The organism is Kitasatospora sp. NPDC001539 (genome assembly GCF_040298565.1).
Taxonomy (GTDB): Bacteria; Actinomycetota; Actinomycetes; order Streptomycetales; family Streptomycetaceae; genus Kitasatospora.
Genome location: NZ_JBEPAK010000136.1, coordinates 1 through 19,692, shown reverse-complemented (window position 1 = coordinate 19,692; position 19,692 = coordinate 1). Strand labels below are relative to the sequence as shown.

The window sequence follows — 19,692 nt, the reverse complement described above, 5'->3', positions numbered from 1 at the left end:
CCCCCCCCCCCCCCCGGCCCCCGGGGGGGGGGGGGCCGCCCCAGCCGCCCGGCGCCGGGTGCGCCCCGCCCGGCGGCGGAACCCCCCGCCCGGCGGGGGCTCCGCCGCCGGGCGGAGGAGCGGTCAGTGGTCGGAGTAGCTGAGGTCCCCCACCGTCCAACTGCTGATGTCGGCGATGGCGATCCGGTACAGGCCGCCCGTGTGGGGCAGGCCGAAGCTGCCCTGGAGGATGCGGGCGACGTGCAGGTGCAGGTGGGTGGGCCGGGCGTCGGGCGGAGCCGTCTCGCCGCCGGGCGTCGCGAAGAGCGTGGCGAAGGGCTTCAAGTGGTCCGAGGCCGCGAGGACTTCGGCCACCCGCTCCAGCCACAGCCGCTCCGGCGCCAGCCGGCCGGTGATGACCGCCCCCGGGACGACCACGGTCAGGGGCATCTGGTTGCTGCCCTCGGACTCCACCATCGCGGCGATGTCGACGAGCAGCGCATCAGGTTTCGACATGGACCCGAGAATAGTGCCCGCGAGGACCGTCCGGACCATGGGGCGACGCCCGGCCGGCTTCCGGCGGTCAGAGTTTGAACATCGCGGTGTACGGCTGGGTGATGCGTTCCCTCCGTGATCCGAAGTCGACGAGGACCGCGATGTCGCCGTCGCCTTCGACGCCGATGACCCGGCCGAGGCCGAATCCGTCATGGGTGACGCGGTCCCCGACGTCGAAGTGCTTGCGCGGTGCCTCCGTGGGGGCCTTGAAGGGACTGGTGGGCAGGGGGCGGCGACCTGCTGAGAATTTGTTCATCGTGCACAGTATGCGCCCGGGCGCGGCGGGCGCGGTACCGTCCGGCCGCGATGCCTCGGCGCACCGGGCTCCGGGCGCCGGCCTCGCCGGGCCCCGCGGTGCCTCGGGGCCCCGCGGTGTCTCAGGGTTCCGCGGGGCCTCAGGGTTCCGCGGTGCCACCGGCTCCGGCGGGTGGGACGGGTTCGCCGGGGTCGACGAGGAGGACGTCCAGGGTCCGCGGCCCGTGCACGCCCTCGACCCGGGTGAGTTCGATGTCACTGGTGGCGGACGGGCCGGAGACGAAGGTCAGCGGCAGGCGCGGGTCGAGGCGTGCGAGCGCCTCGGGCACGTCGTCGACGATCTGCTCCGCGCGGATGACGCACAGGTGGTAGTCGGGGACGAGGCTGAGGGCCCGGCCGCCCTGGCCCGGGCCGGTGTCCAGGACGATGGTGCCGGTGACGGCGATGCCCACGGCCGCCAGGGTGACGACGCCGTCGAGGGCGTCCAGGGCGGCGACGCCGAGGGGCTCCCGGTGCCACTCGAAGGCTCCGGACGGCAGGAACCCGGCGGGGAAGCCGTCGGGTACCGCCAGCCGCGTGGCGCGGCGCGCGGTGAGGGCGGCCGCGATCGCCCCGGGAAGTCCGACCCGGTCCGTCCGGGTGACGGTGGCGCGGTAGTCGCGGACCCGCTCGGCGAAGAGCCGCGTCAGGTCCTGACCGGGGGCGGCGTGGCCCCGCCGGTACGCGCGCGGCACGGGCACGTCCTCCGGGCCCTCGTCGGCGGGGACGTCGGCGAGGGCGGCCCGGATCCGCCGGAGGACGGCGTCACGGCTGTCCATCACCTCTCCTGCCGGTTCCTGCGCCACCAGTCGCGGAAGGACTCGGCGGGCGGCGCCGGGGTGTCCCGCTCGGCGGACCACGCGCGCAGCGGGCCGGGCAGCCGGCCGATCCGACCGCGTCGGGCGAGCGCCCGGCCCCCGAGCGAGGCCGCCCGCTGGGCGGCGGCGAACAGTCCGGGGGAGTCAAGGACGGTGGCGGCCGCCTTCATCGCCACGGCCTCGGCGGTGGGCAGGCGTCCGGCGCCGCGGCGGGCCCGGACCGCCGCGGCCCGCAGGTGCACCAGCAGCCTCGGAATGTCGATCTTCACCGGGCAGGCGTCGTAGCAGGCCCCGCACAGGGTGGAGGCGAACGGCAGGGAGGAGGCCCGTTCCACGCCGACCAGTTGCGGCGTCAGCACGGCGCCGATCGGCCCGGGGTAGACCGAGCCGTACGCGTGCCCGCCGGTGCGCTCGAAGACCGGGCAGACGTTGAGGCAGGCGGAGCAGCGGATGCAGGCCAGGGCCTGGCGGCCGACGGTGTCGGCGAGGGTGTCGGTGCGGCCGTTGTCGAGCAGGACGAGGTGGAACCGGGACGGGCCGTCGGCCTGCGTCGTGCCCGTCCAGGTGGAGGTGTACGGGTTCATCCGCTCGCCGGTGGAGGAGCGGGGGAGCAACTGGAGGAACACCTCCAGGTCCGACCAACTGGGGACGACCTTCTCGATGCCCATCACCGTGATCAGGGTCTCGGGCAGGGTCAGGCACATCCGGCCGTTGCCCTCGGACTCCACCACTACGAGGGTGCCGGTGTCGGCAACGGCGAAGTTGGCACCGGAGACGGCGACCTTCGCGGTGAGGAACTTCCGCCGAAGGTGCCGGCGGGCCGCCTCGGCGAGTTCGACGGGCTCGTCGGTGAGCCCCTCGGGAGCCGGCTGCCCCCACGCGCCCATCCGCTCGGCGAACAGGTCGCGGATCTCCGTCCGGTTGCGGTGGATCGCCGGGACGAGGATGTGGGACGGGCGGTCGTCGCCGAGCTGGACGATGAGTTCCGCGAGGTCGGTCTCGTAGGCGGTGATGCCCGCCGCGGCGAGGGCCTCGTTGAGGCCGATCTCCTGGGTGGCCATCGACTTGACCTTGACGACCTCGTGCTCGCCGGTGTCCCGCACCAGGTCGGTGACGATGCGGTTGGCCTCGGCGGCGTCGGCCGCCCAGTGCACCGTTCCACCGGCGGCGGTGACCGACTCCTCCAGCCGCAGCAGGTGGTGGTCGAGGTGACGCAGGGTCCGGGTCCTGATCGCGTCGGCGGCGGTGCGCAGCTGCTCCCAGTCGTCCAGCTCCGACGCGACGGCGAGGCGCTTGTCGCGGATGACGGTCGTCGCCCGCTTCAGGTTCGCCCGCAGCCGGGTGTCGCCGACGGCCTCGCGGGCGGCGTCGGGGAAGGGCGGGGTGCCCAGCCAGACCACTCCGCGGTCGCCGGGGGCGCTCATCGTCCGCCCTCGGTCATCGTCGCCCGCCTCGGGTCATCGTCGTCCGCCTTCGGTCGTGGCCAGGATCTCGGCCAGGTGGAGGGTCCGCACCGCGGCGGACTGCCGGGACAGGCCGCCGCCGATGTGCATCAGGCAGGAGTTGTCGACCGTGCAGAGGACCTCGGCGCCCGTCTCCCGTACCGCCCCGACCTTGTCGGCGAGCATCGCTCCGGAGGTCGCGGCGTTCTTGACGGCGAAGGTGCCACCGAAGCCGCAGCACGCGTCGGCGGCCGGCAACTCGACCAGGTCGAGGCCGTCCACGGCGCGCAGCAGCCGCTGCGGCCGGTCGCCGAGGCGCAGCGCGCGCAGCGAGTGGCAGGTGGGGTGGTAGGTGACGCGGTGCGGGAAGCGGGCGCCGACGTCGTCGACGCCGAGGACGTCGGTCAGGAACTCGGTGAACTCGTGGACCCGCGGCGCCAGTTCGGCGACCTGCCGGTGCAGCCGGCGGGAACCGTACGCCTCGGCGAGGGCGGGGTGGGTCTCCCGGACCAGCCCGGCGCAGGACGCGGACGGCGTGACGACGGCGTCGTACTCGGCGAAGGTGCGCGCGAACCGGGCCACCAGCGGGACGGCGTCCGCGGGGTAGCCGGTGTTGACGTGCAGCTGGCCGCAGCAGGTCTGCTCGAGCGGGAAGTCCACGGTGTGGCCCAGCCGTTCGAGGACGGTCACCACGGCGCGGCCGGTGGCGGGGAACATGGTGTCGTTGAAGCAGGTGATGAACAGCGCGACGCGCATCAGTGCGCCTCCCGCGGGGTGGGAGCGCCGGGCGCGCGCAGGCCGCGCCGCTCGGGCGTCCCGGCGCCCGGATCGCCGACCCGACGCAGCTTCATACGGTGACTCCCGTCGACACCTCGGACGAACCCGCAGGGCCCCGACGATACGAGGGCTCACCGGTCACGACAAGGACACCGAGCCCCTGGCTCACCAGCGGACCTCCGGTTCCACCGTCCTCGCAGGACGCCGGACTCCGAGCCGGCCGGCCGATGTCCGGGTCGCAGGGCCCCTCCGTACCACCGGTCGTCCGATGACCGCCGACGGGTGCCCGGTGAGCGCCGCGACCCCGAACCGCGAGCAACCCCGAACCGCCGGCCCGAACCGAGCCGCGGCCGCCACCGTGGACGTGGTCCGGGCAGACCGCGCCCCCGCGGTGGTCGGCCGCGGGGGCGGGAGCGGACGGTCGCACCGGGGGAGGCGGACCGGGGTGACGATCAGAGGAACGGACCGACGTAGAAGGGGCCGTAGTAGGCGGTGTACTGCTCCTGGTAGCCGGTGTCGGTGCCGTGGGTGGCGGGGTCGAACCCGGGGCCGTTCTTGATCTCGTCCTTCGTGCGGTCGACGTACACCTTCTTGTCGTGCTGGTCGACGCGGGCGACGGTGCCGGCGGGCAGCAGGACCCGGCTGCCGAAGATCCACGGGCCGGTGTCGACCACCAGGTACGCGTCGCCGACCTCATCGGAGTGCTTGTCGATCTTGCCGATGGGGCCGTCGGTGGCCTCGACGTGGAAGCCCACCAGATCGGTGCCCGAGACGTGACCGGACTCGGAACGGAACTCCCAGATCCTGCTGGTGCTCATGTCTCTCCTCGCGTCACGGCGCCGCCCCTGCGGCGCGCTCCGTGGCCACCGCCTTCCCGCCCGCTCCGGTTCCATGCCCGCCCCTTCCCGTCCCGCCCTCGCCTCCCCGTGCCGACCCGGTCACGTGCCGTGCGCGCTCCCCGTGTGGCCGCCCCGCGCCCGCCGCGCCCGCGCTGTCCCGTACGGCTCCCTGACCGAGCGCCAGGCGACGGAGCGTGACCTGCACCGCATACCGTCGCCGGATGCGGGCAGACGCGGGCCGCATCCATGTGGAGGGAGGCCTGCATGTCCAAGATCCGCGGAGTCGGGTGGGCTCGGCGCCTGCCGCTCGGCGCGGGGGTGCGTGCCGGGCGGGCGTGGGCGAGGACGCACCTCGAAGCCCTCGGCTGGGACCGGGACGCCCCGGCGGTCGCGGACGCGGTGGTGCTGGCCGTGTCGGAACTGACCACCAACGCCCACGTCCACGCCGGCAGCGACGCGGAGCTGGTGCTGACCTGGGACGGGCGCTGCCTGCACCTGAGCGTCCACGACCACAGCAGCCGGCTCCCGCGCCCCCGGACGGCGTCCCCCGATGCCACCGGAGGCCGCGGCCTGGCGCTGGTCGACGCGCTCGCCGACCATTGGCACACCCGCCTGCAGAAGGACGGCAAGACCGTCACCGCCTGTTTCCACCCGCCGGACCTGCGGCCCGACCCGCAGCAGCGGTGAGGGGGAGGACAGCGGTGAGCAGGAGGACAGCGGTGAGAAGAGGGACGGGCGAGCCCGTCGTCAGAGGAGAGGCAGGACGCCCATGTGCCGTTTGTTCGGCCTGAGCAGTGCGCCCCGGCGCAGCCGCGCGACCTTCTGGCTGCTGGAGGCACCCGACAGCCTGACCGCGCAGAGCCACCGCGAGCCCGACGGCACCGGACTGGGCTACTTCGCGGTCGACGGGACGCCGCAGGTCCACAAGGCCCCCATCGCCGCGTTCCAGGACCGCTCCTTCGCCGAGGACGCCGCGTCGGTGGAATCGGCGACCTTCCTGGCCCACCTGCGGTTCGCGACCACCGGAGCGCTGGAGGACGTCAACACCCATCCGTTCGAGCAGGACGGCCGGCTGTTCGCCCACAACGGCGTGATCGAGGACCTCGAACGGCTCGACGAGCACCTCGGCCCGGACCGCTCCCTGGTCCAGGGCGACACCGACTCCGAGCGCTTCTTCGCGCTGATCACCCGGGAGACGGCCGCGCGCGGCGGCGACGTCACCGCCGGGATCGAGGCCGCCGCCCGCTGGGTGGCCCGCAACCTGCCGCTCTACGCCCTCAACCTGGTCCTCACCACGGCCGACCAGCTGTGGGCGCTGCGCTACCCCGGCACCCACGAGCTGTACGTCCTCCACCGCCAGGCCGGCGGGAAGCACGGCAACCGGCACCTGGACCACGCCGGCACGGCGGGGCGGATGCGCGTGCGTTCGGGTGACCTCCTCCACGCCCGGTCGACCGTGGTCGCCAGCGAACGCATGGACGACAACCCGCACTGGCGGCTGATGGAGCCGGGCGAGCTCGTCCACATCGGGCCGGACCAGACCGCCACCCGCCGCATCCTCCTGCCGGACGCGCCCGCGCACCTCCTGAGCCTGGCGGACCTGCGGCCCGCGGCCGCCGCCGCGCAGCGGGCGGCCTGAGCAGAGGGCGGTCCGAGGCACCCGCCCCGGCCGCCCCGGCCCGGTCCTGCCCGCCCGACCGCCCCTGCCCGGTCCCGCCCGGTGCGCCCCCGCCCGGTCCTGCCTGCCCCCCCGGTCCGGTCCCGGGGGGCGGGCGCCGGAAGCACCTCAGGGCAGGAGGACGATCTTGCCGCGGGTGTGGCCGGTGCGGCTGGCGTCGAAGGCCTCGCCCGCTTGCTCCAGCGGGAAGGTCCGGGCGACCTCCACTGTCAGCGCTCCCCGGTCGACAGCCGCCGCGAGCTCGGCGAGCTTGGCGCCGTCCGGGCGGACCCAGATCCAGTGCCCGCCGTGCTGTGCCACGCCCGGGTCGGTGATGGACACGTGCCGACCGCCCTCGGCGAGCACGGCCAGGGTCGTCTCCAGCTGGCCGCCGACGAAGTCCGCCACGGCCGACACACCGGCGGGCACCAGCTCCCGCACCCGCTCGGCCAGGCCGTCCCCGTACGTCACCGGCTCGCCGCCCAGCTCGCGGACGAACGCGTGGTTGCGCTCGGAGGCGGTGCCGATCACCCGGGCACCGCGGTCACGGCCGAGCTGCACCGCCAGACTGCCCACCCCGCCGGAGGCGCCGTGGACCAGCAGCACGTCGGCGGGGCCGACCTCCAGCCGGTCCAGGCAGCGCAGCGCGGTCAGGCCGGCCAGCGGCAGCCCGGCCGCCTGCGCCCAGTCGAGCCCGGCGGGCTTGCGGGCCACCGAGGTCGCGGCGACCGCGACGTACTCGGCGAAGGTGCCGCCGTGCACCACGTCCTTGCGGGCGTACGCCATCACCTCGTCCCCGGGAGCGAACTCGGGTGTGTCGGGGCCGGTCCCGGTGACGACTCCGGCCACGTCCCAGCCGGGGATGACCGGGAAGACCGCGTCCATCATGCCGTCCAGGCCCCCGGCCATGATCTTCCAGTCGACGGGGTTGACGGACGCCGCCCGGACCTGGATCAGCACCTGGCCGGGCGCCACCTTCGGGTCGGGCACCTCGCCGAAGCGCAGTCGGGAGTTGTCCGGGACGTACGAGTCGTAGGTCACCGCGCGCATGTACGGACCTCCAGGGGCCGATGCCGTCGTCTCCCGCACCGCCGCCGGACGGGCGGGCGCCGTCGGCCACGCTATGCCGCGGGCGGGCGCCCGGCACCCGCGCCGACCCGTCGGTGCGACCCGTGGACCCTGATCCCGCAGCCCCGTCGGTGCGGCCCGTGGACCCGTAGTCCGGTAGCCCCGTCGGTGCGGCCCGTGGACCCGTCGGCGCGACCCGCCGACCCACCGGCCCGTGGACCCGGCGAAACCCCGCCGCCCGGAGGGTCACCGCTGCCGGGGCGGCGGCGGAGGGAGCGTGTCGGCGCCCGGTGCCGGTTCCGGCCAGACCAGCAGCACGGGGCAGGGCGCGTGGTCGACGACGAAACGGGTGGCCGGGCCGAGGCTGCGGGGTCCGAGACGGGTGCGGTCACCGTCCCGGGCGAGGACGAGCAGGTCGGCGTCCTCCGCCGCCGCGACGACCTCGCGCTCCGTGTGGCCGCTGCGCTCCAGCCGGGTGCAGGGCCGCCCGAGGCGGTCGGCCGCGGCGTCGAGCAGCTGCCGGGCCGATCCGGCCGCCAGGTGCTCCACCCGGGTGCCGGGGTCGCGCTCGCGGTGGCCGCGCCCGAGCAGGCCGGCGAAGGCGCCGTGCGCGACGCCGGGCACGTCCTGACCGCTGACGTGCAGCAGGACGACCTCCGCGTCCTGCGGCGCGTGCGCGCGGGCGGCGTCCACACAGGCGGGCCAGGTGCCTTCGGCGATCCAGACGACGACGGTCACGGTGTCACCCTCCTCATGCTCGTCCACCATTCCAGCACCCTCCAGGCCTCTCCGGCCCTCGCCGGCCCGCTCGGCTACCGCCCCCGCCCGCCCGTCACGTTCCGACGATCCGCAGGGACCCCCACAGTGCCACCACGGCCGCCACCAGGGCGGCGGGCACGACCAGCAGGCCGAGCCGGGTGAACTCGCCCAGGCCGACCTCGGTGTCGTGCTCGCGGACGATGCGCCGCCACAGCAGGGTGGCCAGCGAGCCGGCGTAGGTCAGGTTCGGGCCGATGTTCACCCCGAGCAGCACCGCCAGCACGGCTCCCGACCCGGACGGCACGGCCAGCGGGAGCAGGACGAGCGTGGCCGGCAGGTTGTTGATCACGTTCGCCAGGACGGCCGCCAGCCCGGCGAGGCCGAGCAGGGCGGGCAGCGAGGTGCCGTGCGGGACGAGGTGCCCGAGCGCGGAGGCCAGCCCGTTGTCGACCACCGCCCGCACCACGACGCCGAGCGCCAGGACGAACGCCAGGAACGGCACGGCGGCCGAGCGCACGATCGCCGCCGGGCTGGTCCGCCGCTGGACGAGGGCCCGGGCGGCGAGCACCAGCGCGCCGGCCAGCGCCGCCCACGCCGGGTCGATCCCGACCGCGGAGGTCAGCACGAACCCGGCGAGCGTGCAGCCGACGGTGACCAGCGCGAACAGCGGCATCTCCGGCGCCTCCGCCCCGACCGGAGCGGGAGCGCCCGCGTCCAGGTCGGTGGCGAAGAACCGGCGCAGCACCAGGTACTCCACGGCGATCGCCGCCAGCCACGGCAGCACCATCAGCGCGGCGAACCGGGTGAAGCTCAGCCCGCTGGCGGCGAAGGCCAGCAGGTTCGTCAGGTTCGACACCGGCAGCAGCAGCGAGGCGGTGTTCGACAGGTGCGTGCAGGCGTACAGGTGCGGCTTGGGCCGGGCGCCGAGCCGGGCCGCGGTGGCGAACACCACCGGCGTCAGCAGCACCACGGTGGCATCCAGACTGAGCACCGCGGTGATCACCGACGCGACCACGAACACCTGCACCAGCAGCCGCCGCGGGCTCCCCGCCGAGGTACGGGCCATCCACGCCCCGCACGCCTGGAACAGGCCCTCGTCATCGCACAGCTGCGCCAGCACCAGCACGGCCGCGAGGAAGCCGACCACCGGCCCGAGCCGCTCCGCCTCGGCCACCGCGTCCGCGGGCGAGATCGCCCCGGTGCCGACCACCAGGGCGGCCGCCGGCACCGCCACCACCGCCTCGGGCCAGCCCCAGGGCCGCACCACGGCGCAGACCAGCACCAACACCAGCAGGCCGACGGAGAGGACTTCGGCGAACGACGTACTCAGGGTCTTGCTCCTCGCAGTCGACGGTCACGGCGTACCCCATCGAACCAGAGTCCGCGCGGAGCGGTGGCTCAGGCCCCCGTCGGCAGCGCCGGTGTCCGCCCGCCGTCCCTCAGGCCGGCCGACAGGGCGCGGGCCTGGTGTTCGGTCATCCGCGGGGTCTCGTACGGCACGGCGTTGGTCGCCGGTGGGCGGCTGAACGGCGCCCACCTGAACGGCGCCCACCGCCGCGCCGCGGGTACCGGGCAGGGACGGCCGGGGGACCGGTGGGGGCTACGCGTAGCGGTCGAGGAGGGCCTGGAGGTAGTCCTCCAGGCGCTGGGTGAGGAGCTCGGGTGTCAGGTCCGTGCGGCCCAGCCCGCGCCAGGGTTCGGCGACCTTCTCGGCGTCGGGCGCGAAGGCGAGGGCGTCCAGCAGCCGCCAGTACAGGTGGTCGGCGCCGTCCTCGGTGAGCCGTCCACCGGCCTGCCGGTAGGCGTCGGCGAAGGCCATGCCCGCCGGGACGCCGTGCAGCAGGGCCAGGGCGGTGGAGCAGTGCGCCACGTCCAGGTCGGCGGGGCCCCACGAGGTCTCCACCCAGTCCACCACGCCGCTGACCGCCAACTGCTCGCCGGTGCCGGTGAACAGGACGTTGCCGGGGTGGAAGTCGCGGTGCAGGAAGCAGGAGCGGTGCGCGGGCGCCTCGCGGCGGATCAGGTCGACCGCACGCGCCCACAGGTCCGGGCGGTCGGTGGCGGGCGGCGTCCGGACGCGTTCGGGCGCCGTCCAGGCCTGCCAGGCCCTCGGGCGGGCCGGTTCGGGCACCTCGACGGCGTGGACGGCCGCCAACTGGGCCGCCAGCAGGGCGGTGCGGTGCCGCACCTGCCCGTCCTCGCCGATGCGGACCGTGCCGGGCAGGTGGGTCATCACCAGGGACGGGTGGTCGCACCACCGCCCGTCCGCGTCGAGGGCCCGCAGCCCGGCCACCGGCACCCCGGAGGACGCCAGCCGCTCCAGCATCTCGGCCTCGCGGGTCAGCAGGCCGCTGGCGTGGCGGCGGTAGAACGGCTTGACGAAGGACCGCAGGACCAGTGCGTACGGGGCGGCGCCGCCCTCGATGTCCAGGCGCCGCATCCGGGAGGTCCAGCCGCCCCTGAGCGGCGTCACCTCCGCGATCCGCTCGCCGGGCGCGAGTACGCCCTCCACCCACCGGCGCGTGCCGGCCCACCCCTGGACCCCGTCCTCGATCATGGCCGCCAGCGTACGCCCCACCCCGCCGGCCCCGTCCGCTCGCCCTGGAGGGGCGCCCCGCACGCCCCGGGCGTCCCCGCGTGGTCGTCACCTGACGTGCGCTCAATCTCGTTGACAACAAGGGCGGATGGTCCCGTATTCCGAACCGGATCGACGTTTGACACCGGCTCCGGACGGCGCTTGGGTGGATCTCGGATCACGTCCGTGCACGTGCAAACGAGGGGGAGTTCGTCATGCCCAGGAAGGTCGTCTTCGAGGCCGTCGGCGGTCCGGAAGTCCTGACCGTACGGGAGGTGGACCTGCCCCAGCCCGGCCCCGGGGAGGTCCGGATCAAGGTCGAGGCGCTGGGCCTCAACCGGGCCGAGGCCCTGTACCGGGCCGGCCAGTACCTGGAGGTGCCCGAGTTCCCGGCCACTCCGGGGTACGAGGCCGCCGGGACCGTCGACGCGGTCGGCGAGGGCGTCACCGGTTTCCGCGTCGGCGACCCGGTCGACTCCATTCCCGCGTTCTCCCAGAACGACTACGGCGTCTACGCCACCCACGCGATCGTGCCCGCCCGGGCCGTCGTCCACCGCCTCCCGCAGCTGACGGCCGTACAGGGCGCCGCCGTGTGGATGCCGTACCTGACCGCCTACGGCGCCCTCGCGGAGGACGGGCACCTTCGCCCGGGCGACCACGTACTGCTCACCGCGGCCGCCTCCAGCGTGGGCCTCGCCGCGATCCGGATCGCCCGGCGCCTGGGCGCGGTGCCCATCGCCACCACGCGCACCCCGGCCAAGCGGCGGCAGCTCCTGGACGCCGGCGCCGCCGACGTCATCGTCACCGGTGAACAGGACCTCGTCGCCCGCGTCCTGGACATCACGGGCGGCGCGGGGGTGCGCACCGCCTTCGACGCCATTGCCGGCCCCGGTGTCAACACCCTCGCCCGCGCGATCGCCCCGGGGGGCCGCCTGATCGTCTACGGCCGTCTCGACCTCAGCGACACCCCCATGCCCGGCCAGGACACCTTCGCCCCTCTCAGCAGCCGCTTCTACACCATCCACGAGGTCAGCCGCGACGCCGAACGACTGCGCCGGGGCCACGCGTTCATCACCGCGGGCCTCGCCGACGGCACCTTCACCCCGGTGATCGACCGGGTCTTCGAGGGGCTGGACAGCATCGCCGAGGCCCACCGCTACCTCGAGGCCGGCGCCCAGGTCGGCAAGATCGTCGTCACCGTCGACGGCGGCCGGCAGAGCTGACCGCCCGTCAGGTGGCGGGCGCTTCCCGGGCCTCGGCGTCGGCCGCGGCGACCACCGCCGGCAACAGGCCCGGGAAGCGCCGCTCGACCTCCTGGGTGCGCAGTGCGTTCATCTTCGTGGTGCCCACGTAGTACTGGCGCAGCAGCCCGGCGGCGCGCAGCACCGCGAGGTGGTGGCTGGAGGTGGAGCGCCCCACCGGAAGGTCGAAGGATCCGCAGCTCAGGTCCCGGCGCGCGTGCGCCAGGGTGCGCACCACCGCCCTCCTGGCCGGATCGGCGAGGGCGTCCAGGACCTGCTGGACGCTCACGTCCTCCACCCCCGGGTGCTCGATCGCCCGTGCCTGTGCAGGTGTCCGTCCCACACCCACCACCCCCTCTTCCTCCGCAAGCCGAACCCCCGTTCCGCCATCAGCAACAGCCGCGCACCGGGCGCGACTTCGCGCCCGACGCTACTACGCCCGGGACTGCCGACCCGCCCGACGCGCCAGCCGCGCGCCGCGCCGCCGCCCCCGCGCGCGGGAGAGGCGGTGGAACACCCGAGTGCCGGCCGCCGGCGTCCCGGACGCTGCGGACGCCGGTCAGCTGCGCACCGTCCTCGAACCTCGCCGCCCCGCGCGGCAGCGGGTGGATCCCGTGTCCGGGGACGCTAGCAGCGGCGGCGCCCGCCGTTCCCGGGATCGGCGGAATCCGTGACGCACGGGAGTGCTGTGGTGCGGGGTGACGCCCGTGCCGGCAGCCGCACCCTCGACAGATGCCTCGCACTGAGAGCTAAAATCGGGAGTGTGACGACACGAGCCCCGGACACCCCCGACACCGCCCTCGCGGAGGAGTTCTCCGCGCTGCTGGTCGGGCTCCAGCGCATGCTGCGGCGCAGGCTGCGCCAGGGCCTGGAGCAGCCCAGGCTGCGCGGAGCGCAGGTGGAACTCCTACGCCTGGTGACGGACAGCCCCGGGCTGCGCGTCTCGGACGCGGCCGAGGAACTGTGCCTGGCCGGGAACTCGGTGTCCACGCTGATCAACCAGCTGGTGGCACAGGGCCTGCTGCGGCGCGAGGTGGACCCGGCGGACCGGCGGGCGGCGCTGCTGCACGCCACCGCGGAGGCCGAGGAGCGGATCGAGGCCTGGCGCGCAAGGCGCCGGGCGCTGGTGGGCCGACTGGTGGCGGGCCTGCCCGAAGGCGACCGGGAGGCCCTGGCCGCGGCCCTGCCCGCGCTGCGCTCGCTCGCTCAGGGCCTGCGCACCCTGCCCGAGGAGGAGTGATGGAGGAGGCGGACGCGGTGGTGTGCCGCGGGCTGGAGTACACCTTCCGCCACGGCCGCGGCAAGGGACACGAGACCCGGGCCGTCGACGGCGTCGACCTGACGGTGCGCACCGGCGAGGTGTTCGGCCTGCTCGGCCCCAACGGTGCCGGCAAGACCACCACGATCCGCGCGATCACCACCCTGCTGCCGGTCGGTGCCGGCATGGTGCGCGTCTTCGGCCACGACGCCACCCGCCGGCCCATGCAGGTGCGGCGGCTGCTCGGCTACGTGCCCCAGCAGCTGTCCGCCGACGCCGGGCTGACCGGACGGGAGAACGTCGCCCTGTTCGCCCGGGTCTTCGACGTGCCGCGCGCCGAACGCGCCGAGCGGGTCACCCAGGCGCTGGCCGCCGTCGACCTCCTCGACGCGGCCGAGCGGATGGCCGCCACCTACTCCGGCGGCATGGTGCGCCGCCTCGAGCTCGCCCAGGCCCTGGTCAGCGCGCCGCGCCTGCTGGTCCTGGACGAGCCCACCATCGGGCTGGACCCGATCGCCCGCACCGGGGTCTGGGAGCGCGTGGACGCCGTGCGCCGCGCTACCGGCATGACGGTGCTGGTCACCACCCACTACATGGACGAGGCCGACCGCCACTGCGACCGCGTCGCCCTGATGGACCGCGGCCGCATCCGAGCCCTCGGCACCCCCGCCGAGCTCAAGGCGCAGGTGCGCGAGGACGACCCGCAGCGCGAGGACCCCACCCTGGACGACGTGTTCCGCCACTTCGCCGGCCGCGACCTGGCCGACGCCACGGAAGGAGACTTCGGCGATGTCCGCCGTACCCGCCGCACCGCAGGACGCGTCGGCTGAACCTCCCGCACGCGGAGCCACCCCGGGGCGGGCCCCCCAACCCGGTCCGGAGCTCGGCCTGCTGCTGGTGCCCCCGCGCGCCCGCACCGGCTGGCGCCTGGTGCCCGCCCGGATCACCGCGATGTGCGCGGTGGAGCTCCAGAAGCTGCGCCACGACCGCACCGAGCTCTACACCCGGGCGATCCAGCCGGCCCTGTGGCTGCTGATCTTCGGGGAGACCTTCACCCGCCTCAAGGCCATCCCCACCGGCGGGATCCCCTACCTGGACTACCTGGCGCCCGGGATCATCGCCCAGTCCGCGATGTTCATCGCGATCTTCTACGGCATCATGATCATCTGGGAGCGGGACTCCGGCGTCCTGACCAAAATGCTGGTCACCCCCACCCCCCGCGCCGCACTGGTGACCGGCAAGGCCTTCGCCGCCGGCGTCAAGGCGGTGCTGCAGGCGGTGGTCGTGGTGCTGATCGCCGCCGTCCTCGGCGTCGCCATGACCTGGAACCCGCTGCGCCTGCTGGGAGTGGTGGCGGCGGTGCTGCTCGGCTCGGCCTTCTTCTCCTGCCTGTCGATGGCCATCGCCGGGATCGTGCTGACCCGGGACCGCCTGATGGGCATCGGCCAGGCGATCACCATGCCGCTGTTCTTCGGCTCCAACGCCCTCTACCCCGTCGCCCTGATGCCGGCCTGGCTCCAGACCGTCAGCAAGGCCAACCCGCTCAGCTACCAGGTGGACGCGCTGCGCGGCCTGCTGATCGGAACGCCCTCGCACCTGCCGCTGGACTTCGGCGTCCTCACGGCCGCGACGCTCGCGGGGATCGCGGCGGCCTCCGCCCTGCTGGGGCGGCTGGCCCGGTAGCGGCGGGCCGCGGTGGAGGAGCCCCGCCGTCCCCCGGGAGGCCGTTCGCCCGCCGCGGGCGGCGGTGGCGCCCGGCCACCGCCGCTGCGGCCGTCAGCTGCCGTGGATGCCCTGGCCCGGGGTGAGGATGCCCGCCGGGTCGTAACGCCGCTTGGCCCGCTCCACCCGGTCCCACAGCGGCCCGTAGTGGCGCCGCCAGTCGGCCCCCGTCATCCCCGGCACCGCCCCGATCAGGTACCGCTTGCCGCCCAGCTCGACCGCCCGCTCGTACAACCGCCGGTTGCGCTCCAGCATCCCCGCCGTGTCCGCGCCCGGCCCGGGGAAGGCCAGCAGGTCGAAGTGCCAGCCGGTCCGCGCGTCCGGCAGCACCGCCAGCGGCGCCTTCACCCGCTCCCGCGCGTACGGGTAAAACAGCAGCAACCCGGCCCCGAGATCCGCCGGCGTCAGCTCCCGGGCCGCCTCCCGCATGAACACCCCCGCCGTGGAGGCCGGCAGGAACAGGCTCAGCCACGGCTTCGGCAGCCCCCACAACCCCGCCGCCCGCAGGTACCCGGCGAACCCGTCGACCCGGAACGCGTACTCGCGCCAGCTGCCCTCCACCACGGACGTCTCGCCGGCGACCGGCCGCAGCCCCGCCAGCAGCGCGTCCCGCTGCACCGGCTCGCCGGCGCCACCGTAGGCCACCAGCTCGGCGGTGTAGCGCCACCGCCCGCCGTCCGCGCTGCGCACCACGTTGCCGACCTGCAGGTCGAAACGTCCGTCGGCGAGCACCCGCTCCTGGTCGGCGAGGTAGGTGTCGAGGTCGTCGTAGGCGAGGGTGAACACGGTGGATCGCGCGGGCACCGGCACCAGCGCCAGCGTCGCCCGCACGATGACGCCCACCTGGCCGCCGCCGGCCAGGACCGCCTCGAACAGCTCCCCGTTGCGCGTGGGGGAGGCGGTCACCAGCTCCCCGGTTCCGGTCACCACCTCGAGCTCCTGGACGGTGTCGACCTGCATCCCGTAGCGCTGCACGGCCCCGCCGATGCCGCCCACGCTCAGCGTCCCGCCCACCGACAGGTGCAGGTAGTCCGTCAGCACCGGCGGCACCCACCCCAGGGCCAGGCCCGCGTCCACCAACTGGGCCCAGGTGACACCGGCTTCGACCACGGCGCGGCCCGGCTGGACGGAGACGATGCCGCTCAGTCCGCGGGCGTCGATCGCGATGCCGCCGCGCGGGTTGGCCTGGCCGTAGCTGGAGTGCGACTCCAGCCCGTCCTGTCCGAGGGCCGCCTGGTCGCCGCTCTGCCCGTTGACCGCCACCGGGATGCGGTGGCGGCGTGCGAAGGCGATCGTCCGCTGCACGTCCGCGACCGAGCCGGGCCGCAGCACAGCGCGCGGCGCGGCGCTGACCAGGTGTCCGAAGTCGCCCCGGAACCGCTCCAGCCCCGCGCCGTCGAGTGTCACCTGCCCGTCCAGCGGCGGCAGATCGGCGACCTGCGCGCCCGGCTCGGCGGCCCAGGCGCGGGCGGCGGTGTTCCAGCCGACGACGGCGGCGCCCGCGCCGGCGATCAGGGCGCGGCGGGACAGTCCTGGTCCGCTCATCTCTGACATTCTCCGATCAGTCGTCATATGCCGAGTGTTGTACCGCAACCGTCCCAGCGGCGCCTACCGCCCCAGCAGTGCCTACCGCCTCAGTGGCACCGAACGCCCCGGCGGCGACCACCGTCGCAGCGGCACCGACCGCCCCGCCGGCATCCACCGGCCCGCGCGCCTCCCCGCCGGCGCGCCTCCCTGCCGACGTCGCCGCAGCGCGGGGACGCCGACGGGGGCCACCGGGTCGCGGGCTACCGGGTCGCCTGGCCCAGACGGCGTTCGATCTCCCGGAGGCCCGGCACGGTGTGGTCCCACATTCCCCGCTGGTAGGCCGGGGCGTCGGCGGGGATCCGCGCCGAGGCGGCCCTGGCCTCGTCCAGCAGCGCCTGCCGGGCCCCGGGCAGGTGGGCCACCCGCGGGCCCTCGGCCGCTGCCCGCAGGACGTAGGCGAGTCGGTAGGCGTAGCTGCGGGGGCTGACGGCGAACAGAATCCGGTAGACCCACAGTCCCTCCTCGCCTTCGAGGATCCGCTCGTTGTGGCTCAGCAGCCGCACCCGCGCCTTCAGTACCAGGTCCGCGTGCACGCTCATGTCCGGTGTCCCCCTTCGTCGTTGGCGATCGCTCCACCCCTCCCGGCAGGTCGCGCGCGCCGCACCGGGGCACGACGGCTCGCACGCCGGCCGCCCGGGAAAGCGGGCGGCGGCGCGCGGGCCGCGCGGCGGGGAGGGGTGTCGGATGAGTGTGCGCCCGGCCACGGGGGCGCGACAAGGTGGAACCGGGGTGTGCTGTGTCCTATCGCAAACGCGGCCTGAGCTGGCAGGATCGGGGTCGGCACCCTCCCGGGGGCCGGGTGGGGGTCCGCCGCACCCGCGGCGCGTCGGACGCCGTGCGCGGCGGGGGAGGGGAGTGCGCCGCGGGTGCCGCAGCCGTCGGCGCACGGTCGCGGCGGTGGCGTCCGGCCCTGCCGCAGGATCCCGCCGACAGCCCGTCTAACCTGGCCGCATGTTCGTTCTGGAGTTGATGTACACCGCCCCGCTGGAGCAGATCGACGAGGCGCTGCCGCGGCACGCGGAATGGCTGCGCGGGCAGTTCGAGGCGGGGGCGTTCCTGGCCGCGGGGCGCAAGGTGCCGCGCGAGGGCGGCGTGATCCTGGTGGCGGGGGCGGACCGGGCGGCGGTGGAGGCGCTGGTCGCCACCGACCCGTTCGTGCGTGAGGGCCTCACCGAGTACCGGATCACGGAGTTCGTCGCCACCGTCACCGCACCGGCGCTCGAGGGCTACCGCGAGCGGCTGCCCGCCTGATCCCTCCTGACCCCCTGACCTCGGCCCCGACCGTCCGCGCGTGGCGCGGGACGGGTGGCGGGGCTGAGGTGGCGCACTGGTTACGATCGGTGAGGGCGGGGCAGTGGACGGTCGCGGATTCAGGTTTTGCTGGGAGGAAACGGATGGCACACGCACGGGCCGGGCAGCCGGCGCAGGCTGATGATCTGGTGGATGTGGCGCGGCTGGTGACGGCGTACTACGCGGTGCGGCCGGATCCCCAGGAGGTCGCACAGCGGGTGGTGTTCGGGACGTCGGGGCACCGGGGCTCGTCCCTGGACGCCGCGTTCAACGAGGACCACATCGCCGCGACGACGCAGGCGATCTGCGAGTACCGCGCCGAACAGGGCGTGAGCGGGCCGTTGTTCCTGGGGGCCGACACCCATGCGCTGTCGGAGCCGGCGCGGGTGACGGCCCTGGAGGTGCTGGCGGCCAACGGCGTGTACGTGCTGGTGGACTCCGCCGACGGCTACACGCCGACACCGGCGGTCTCGCACGCGATCCTGGCGCACAACCGGCGCAGTCCGCAGGCGCTGGCGGACGGCATCGTCGTGACGCCCTCGCACAACCCGCCACGGGACGGCGGCTTCAAGTACAACCCGCCCAGTGGGGGCCCGGCGGGGTCGGAGGCCACGGGGTGGATCCAGGACCGCGCCAACGAGCTGATCCGCGAAGGCCTGCGGGGAGTGAAGAGGGTCCCGTACGCCCGGGCGTCGGCTGCGGCCACCACCGGGCGGTACGACTACCTGACGGCCTATGTGGAGGACCTGCCGTCGGTGCTGGACCTGGAGGCGGTGCGGGCGGCGGGCGTGCGCATCGGCGCGGACCCGCTGGGCGGGGCGTCGGTGGCGTACTGGGCGCGGATCGCCGAGTCCCACCGGCTGGACCTGACGGTGGTCAACCCGGTCACCGACCCGACGTGGCGGTTCATGACGCTGGACTGGGACGGCAAGATCCGGATGGACTGCTCCTCGCCGGCGGCGATGGCCTCCCTGATCGAGCGCCGGGAGCAGTTCGCGGTGGCGACGGGCAACGACGCGGACGCCGACCGGCACGGCATCGTGACCCCGGACGGGGGTCTGATGAACCCCAACCACTACCTGGCGGTGGCCGTCGACTACCTGTACCGCCACCGCGCCGACTGGCCGGGCGACGCGGCCGTCGGGAAGACCCTGGTGTCCTCCTCGATGCTGGACCGCGTCGCCGCCGGCCTCGAGCGGCGGCTGGTCGAAGTCCCGGTCGGCTTCAAGTGGTTCGTCGACGGCCTGCTCGAAGGCTCGATCGCCTTCGGCGGCGAGGAGAGCGCGGGGGCGTCGTTCCTGCGCCGTGACGGCGGGGTGTGGACCACGGACAAGGACGGCATCCTGCTGGCCCTGCTCGCCTCCGAGATCACCGCGGTCACCGGGGCCACGCCCAGCACGTACTACCGCGAGCTGACCGCCCGCTACGGGGAGCCCGCCTACGCCCGCGTCGACGCCCCGGCGGACCGGGAGCAGAAGGCGCGCCTGGCCCGGCTGTCGCCCGAGCAGGTCACCGCCGGGGAGCTGGCGGGGGAGAAGATCACCGCGGTGCTCTCCCAGGCGCCCGGCAACGGCGCGGCCATCGGCGGCCTCAAGGTGTGCACCGACAACGCCTGGTTCGCGGCGCGGCCCTCGGGGACGGAGGACGTGTACAAGATCTACGCGGAGTCGTTCCTCGGTGAGCGGCACCTGGCGCGGGTGCAGGAGGAGGCGCGCGCCCTGGTGGGCGACGTCCTGGGCGCCTGACGCTCCGTGCGCCGTGCGGCGTGCGCCGTGGGCCGTGGGCCCTGCGCGTACGCCTTACGCCGTGCGGCGGGCCGGGGAGCGCCGGC

Annotated in this window: 21 protein-coding genes; 8 read left to right on the top strand and 13 right to left on the bottom strand. The window is 74.9% G+C overall.

Annotated elements, in window-relative coordinates:
• Positions 1 to 123: 123 nt before the first annotated feature.
• From ABT247_RS21055 to ABT247_RS21030, 6 genes are all read right to left on the bottom strand, one after another.
• Positions 124 to 495 (bottom strand): GvpU-like protein, encoded by a 372-nt coding sequence (locus ABT247_RS21055; RefSeq protein ID WP_350744339.1) that lies wholly within the window; start codon positions 493 to 495, stop codon positions 124 to 126.
• A 67-nt stretch (positions 496 to 562) separates the two neighbouring features.
• Positions 563 to 790, bottom strand: coding sequence for a hypothetical protein (locus ABT247_RS21050; RefSeq protein ID WP_350744338.1), 228 nt, complete (start codon positions 788 to 790; stop codon positions 563 to 565).
• Between the two features lie 139 nt (positions 791 to 929).
• Complete coding sequence (locus tag ABT247_RS21045) at positions 930 to 1,607, bottom strand: LutC/YkgG family protein (RefSeq protein ID WP_350744337.1); 678 nt, start codon at positions 1,605 to 1,607, stop codon at positions 930 to 932.
• On the bottom strand, positions 1,607 to 3,070 hold the full coding sequence (locus ABT247_RS21040; RefSeq protein ID WP_350744336.1) for a LutB/LldF family L-lactate oxidation iron-sulfur protein: 1,464 nt from the start codon (positions 3,068 to 3,070) through the stop codon (positions 1,607 to 1,609). Before ABT247_RS21040 ends, ABT247_RS21045 begins: the two co-directional genes overlap by 1 nt.
• Before the next feature lie 33 nt (positions 3,071 to 3,103).
• Positions 3,104 to 3,844: a (Fe-S)-binding protein gene (locus ABT247_RS21035; RefSeq protein ID WP_350744335.1), complete on the bottom strand. Its 741-nt coding sequence runs from the start codon at positions 3,842 to 3,844 to the stop codon at positions 3,104 to 3,106.
• Positions 3,845 to 4,317: 473 nt separating this feature from the next.
• Positions 4,318 to 4,683: a PRC-barrel domain-containing protein gene (locus tag ABT247_RS21030; RefSeq protein ID WP_350744334.1), complete on the bottom strand. Its 366-nt coding sequence runs from the start codon at positions 4,681 to 4,683 to the stop codon at positions 4,318 to 4,320.
• A 285-nt stretch (positions 4,684 to 4,968) separates the two neighbouring features.
• On the opposite strand from ABT247_RS21030, the gene ABT247_RS21025 reads away from it, so the two are divergent.
• Positions 4,969 to 5,391, top strand: a complete 423-nt coding sequence (locus ABT247_RS21025) for an ATP-binding protein (protein ID WP_350744333.1) — start codon at positions 4,969 to 4,971, stop codon at positions 5,389 to 5,391.
• Positions 5,392 to 5,473: 82 nt separating this feature from the next.
• On the top strand, positions 5,474 to 6,343 hold the full coding sequence (locus tag ABT247_RS21020) for a class II glutamine amidotransferase (RefSeq protein ID WP_350744332.1): 870 nt from the start codon (positions 5,474 to 5,476) through the stop codon (positions 6,341 to 6,343).
• Between the two features lie 147 nt (positions 6,344 to 6,490).
• On the opposite strand, the gene ABT247_RS21015 is transcribed toward ABT247_RS21020, so the two are convergent.
• From ABT247_RS21015 to ABT247_RS21000, 4 genes are all read right to left on the bottom strand, one after another.
• Positions 6,491 to 7,411, bottom strand: a complete 921-nt coding sequence (locus ABT247_RS21015; protein WP_350744331.1) for an NADP-dependent oxidoreductase — start codon at positions 7,409 to 7,411, stop codon at positions 6,491 to 6,493.
• A 264-nt stretch (positions 7,412 to 7,675) separates the two neighbouring features.
• Entirely contained in the window at positions 7,676 to 8,197 is a 522-nt protein-coding gene (locus ABT247_RS21010; protein ID WP_502892477.1) for a universal stress protein, read from the bottom strand.
• A gap of 64 nt (positions 8,198 to 8,261) precedes the next feature.
• Positions 8,262 to 9,518, bottom strand: a complete 1,257-nt coding sequence (locus tag ABT247_RS21005; protein ID WP_350744341.1) for an SLC13 family permease — start codon at positions 9,516 to 9,518, stop codon at positions 8,262 to 8,264.
• A 270-nt stretch (positions 9,519 to 9,788) separates the two neighbouring features.
• Positions 9,789 to 10,745, bottom strand: coding sequence for a phosphotransferase family protein (locus ABT247_RS21000; protein ID WP_350744330.1), 957 nt, complete (start codon positions 10,743 to 10,745; stop codon positions 9,789 to 9,791).
• 233 nt (positions 10,746 to 10,978) lie between these two features.
• Between ABT247_RS21000 and ABT247_RS20995 the strand changes: the two genes are divergently transcribed.
• Positions 10,979 to 11,986 (top strand): zinc-dependent alcohol dehydrogenase family protein, encoded by a 1,008-nt coding sequence (locus ABT247_RS20995; RefSeq protein WP_350744329.1) that lies wholly within the window; start codon positions 10,979 to 10,981, stop codon positions 11,984 to 11,986.
• 7 nt (positions 11,987 to 11,993) lie between these two features.
• On the opposite strand, the gene ABT247_RS20990 is transcribed toward ABT247_RS20995, so the two are convergent.
• Positions 11,994 to 12,293 (bottom strand): ArsR/SmtB family transcription factor, encoded by a 300-nt coding sequence (locus ABT247_RS20990; protein ID WP_350744328.1) that lies wholly within the window; start codon positions 12,291 to 12,293, stop codon positions 11,994 to 11,996.
• A gap of 552 nt (positions 12,294 to 12,845) precedes the next feature.
• Between ABT247_RS20990 and ABT247_RS20985 the strand changes: the two genes are divergently transcribed.
• From ABT247_RS20985 to ABT247_RS20975, 3 genes are read left to right on the top strand one after another with little or no spacing between them, the layout of a single operon-like run.
• On the top strand, positions 12,846 to 13,244 hold the full coding sequence (locus tag ABT247_RS20985; protein ID WP_350744340.1) for a MarR family winged helix-turn-helix transcriptional regulator: 399 nt from the start codon (positions 12,846 to 12,848) through the stop codon (positions 13,242 to 13,244).
• Complete coding sequence (locus ABT247_RS20980; protein WP_350744327.1) at positions 13,244 to 14,092, top strand: ATP-binding cassette domain-containing protein; 849 nt, start codon at positions 13,244 to 13,246, stop codon at positions 14,090 to 14,092. Before ABT247_RS20985 ends, ABT247_RS20980 begins: the two co-directional genes overlap by 1 nt.
• On the top strand, positions 14,052 to 14,945 hold the full coding sequence (locus ABT247_RS20975; protein ID WP_350744326.1) for an ABC transporter permease: 894 nt from the start codon (positions 14,052 to 14,054) through the stop codon (positions 14,943 to 14,945). The genes ABT247_RS20980 and ABT247_RS20975 overlap by 41 nt, the downstream gene beginning before the upstream one ends.
• 93 nt (positions 14,946 to 15,038) lie before the next feature.
• Here ABT247_RS20975 and ABT247_RS20970 read toward each other — a convergent pair whose 3' ends face one another.
• A complete protein-coding gene (locus tag ABT247_RS20970; protein WP_350744325.1) occupies positions 15,039 to 16,529 on the bottom strand; it encodes an FAD-binding protein in 1,491 nt (496 codons plus the stop codon).
• Between the two features lie 242 nt (positions 16,530 to 16,771).
• Positions 16,772 to 17,110, bottom strand: coding sequence for a hypothetical protein (locus ABT247_RS20965; RefSeq protein ID WP_350744324.1), 339 nt, complete (start codon positions 17,108 to 17,110; stop codon positions 16,772 to 16,774).
• A 412-nt stretch (positions 17,111 to 17,522) separates the two neighbouring features.
• Between ABT247_RS20965 and ABT247_RS20960 the strand changes: the two genes are divergently transcribed.
• Positions 17,523 to 17,822, top strand: a complete 300-nt coding sequence (locus tag ABT247_RS20960) for a YciI family protein (RefSeq protein WP_350744323.1) — start codon at positions 17,523 to 17,525, stop codon at positions 17,820 to 17,822.
• Between the two features lie 143 nt (positions 17,823 to 17,965).
• Positions 17,966 to 19,606 carry a phosphoglucomutase (alpha-D-glucose-1,6-bisphosphate-dependent) gene (gene pgm, locus ABT247_RS20955; RefSeq protein ID WP_350744322.1) on the top strand — a complete coding sequence of 547 codons (1,641 nt, stop codon included), beginning with the start codon at positions 17,966 to 17,968 and terminating at the stop codon, positions 19,604 to 19,606.
• Positions 19,607 to 19,692: the final 86 nt, after the last annotated feature.

What these genes read in the sequence shown, in the direction of transcription:
- ABT247_RS20995 (WP_350744329.1), top strand. Translation starts at nt 10,979, where the DNA reads ATGCCCAGGAAGGTCGTCTTCGAGGCCGTCGGCGGTCCGGAAGTCCTG.
- ABT247_RS20985 (WP_350744340.1), top strand. Translation starts at nt 12,846, where the DNA reads ATGCTGCGGCGCAGGCTGCGCCAGGGCCTGGAGCAGCCCAGGCTGCGC.
- ABT247_RS21045 (WP_350744337.1), bottom strand. Translation starts at nt 1,607, where the DNA reads ATGGACAGCCGTGACGCCGTCCTCCGGCGGATCCGGGCCGCCCTCGCC.
- ABT247_RS21040 (WP_350744336.1), bottom strand. Translation starts at nt 3,070, where the DNA reads ATGAGCGCCCCCGGCGACCGCGGAGTGGTCTGGCTGGGCACCCCGCCC.
- ABT247_RS21020 (WP_350744332.1), top strand. Translation starts at nt 5,474, where the DNA reads ATGTGCCGTTTGTTCGGCCTGAGCAGTGCGCCCCGGCGCAGCCGCGCG.
- pgm (WP_350744322.1), top strand. Translation starts at nt 17,966, where the DNA reads ATGGCACACGCACGGGCCGGGCAGCCGGCGCAGGCTGATGATCTGGTG.
- ABT247_RS20980 (WP_350744327.1), top strand. Translation starts at nt 13,244, where the DNA reads ATGGAGGAGGCGGACGCGGTGGTGTGCCGCGGGCTGGAGTACACCTTC.
- ABT247_RS21000 (WP_350744330.1), bottom strand. Translation starts at nt 10,745, where the DNA reads ATGATCGAGGACGGGGTCCAGGGGTGGGCCGGCACGCGCCGGTGGGTG.
- ABT247_RS20970 (WP_350744325.1), bottom strand. Translation starts at nt 16,529, where the DNA reads ATGAGCGGACCAGGACTGTCCCGCCGCGCCCTGATCGCCGGCGCGGGC.
- ABT247_RS20965 (WP_350744324.1), bottom strand. Translation starts at nt 17,110, where the DNA reads ATGAGCGTGCACGCGGACCTGGTACTGAAGGCGCGGGTGCGGCTGCTG.
- ABT247_RS21055 (WP_350744339.1), bottom strand. Translation starts at nt 495, where the DNA reads ATGTCGAAACCTGATGCGCTGCTCGTCGACATCGCCGCGATGGTGGAG.
- ABT247_RS20975 (WP_350744326.1), top strand. Translation starts at nt 14,052, where the DNA reads ATGTCCGCCGTACCCGCCGCACCGCAGGACGCGTCGGCTGAACCTCCC.
- ABT247_RS21035 (WP_350744335.1), bottom strand. Translation starts at nt 3,844, where the DNA reads ATGCGCGTCGCGCTGTTCATCACCTGCTTCAACGACACCATGTTCCCC.
- ABT247_RS21010 (WP_502892477.1), bottom strand. Translation starts at nt 8,197, where the DNA reads ATGGTGGACGAGCATGAGGAGGGTGACACCGTGACCGTCGTCGTCTGG.
- ABT247_RS21050 (WP_350744338.1), bottom strand. Translation starts at nt 790, where the DNA reads ATGAACAAATTCTCAGCAGGTCGCCGCCCCCTGCCCACCAGTCCCTTC.
- ABT247_RS21015 (WP_350744331.1), bottom strand. Translation starts at nt 7,411, where the DNA reads ATGCGCGCGGTGACCTACGACTCGTACGTCCCGGACAACTCCCGACTG.
- ABT247_RS20960 (WP_350744323.1), top strand. Translation starts at nt 17,523, where the DNA reads ATGTTCGTTCTGGAGTTGATGTACACCGCCCCGCTGGAGCAGATCGAC.
- ABT247_RS21030 (WP_350744334.1), bottom strand. Translation starts at nt 4,683, where the DNA reads ATGAGCACCAGCAGGATCTGGGAGTTCCGTTCCGAGTCCGGTCACGTC.
- ABT247_RS21025 (WP_350744333.1), top strand. Translation starts at nt 4,969, where the DNA reads ATGTCCAAGATCCGCGGAGTCGGGTGGGCTCGGCGCCTGCCGCTCGGC.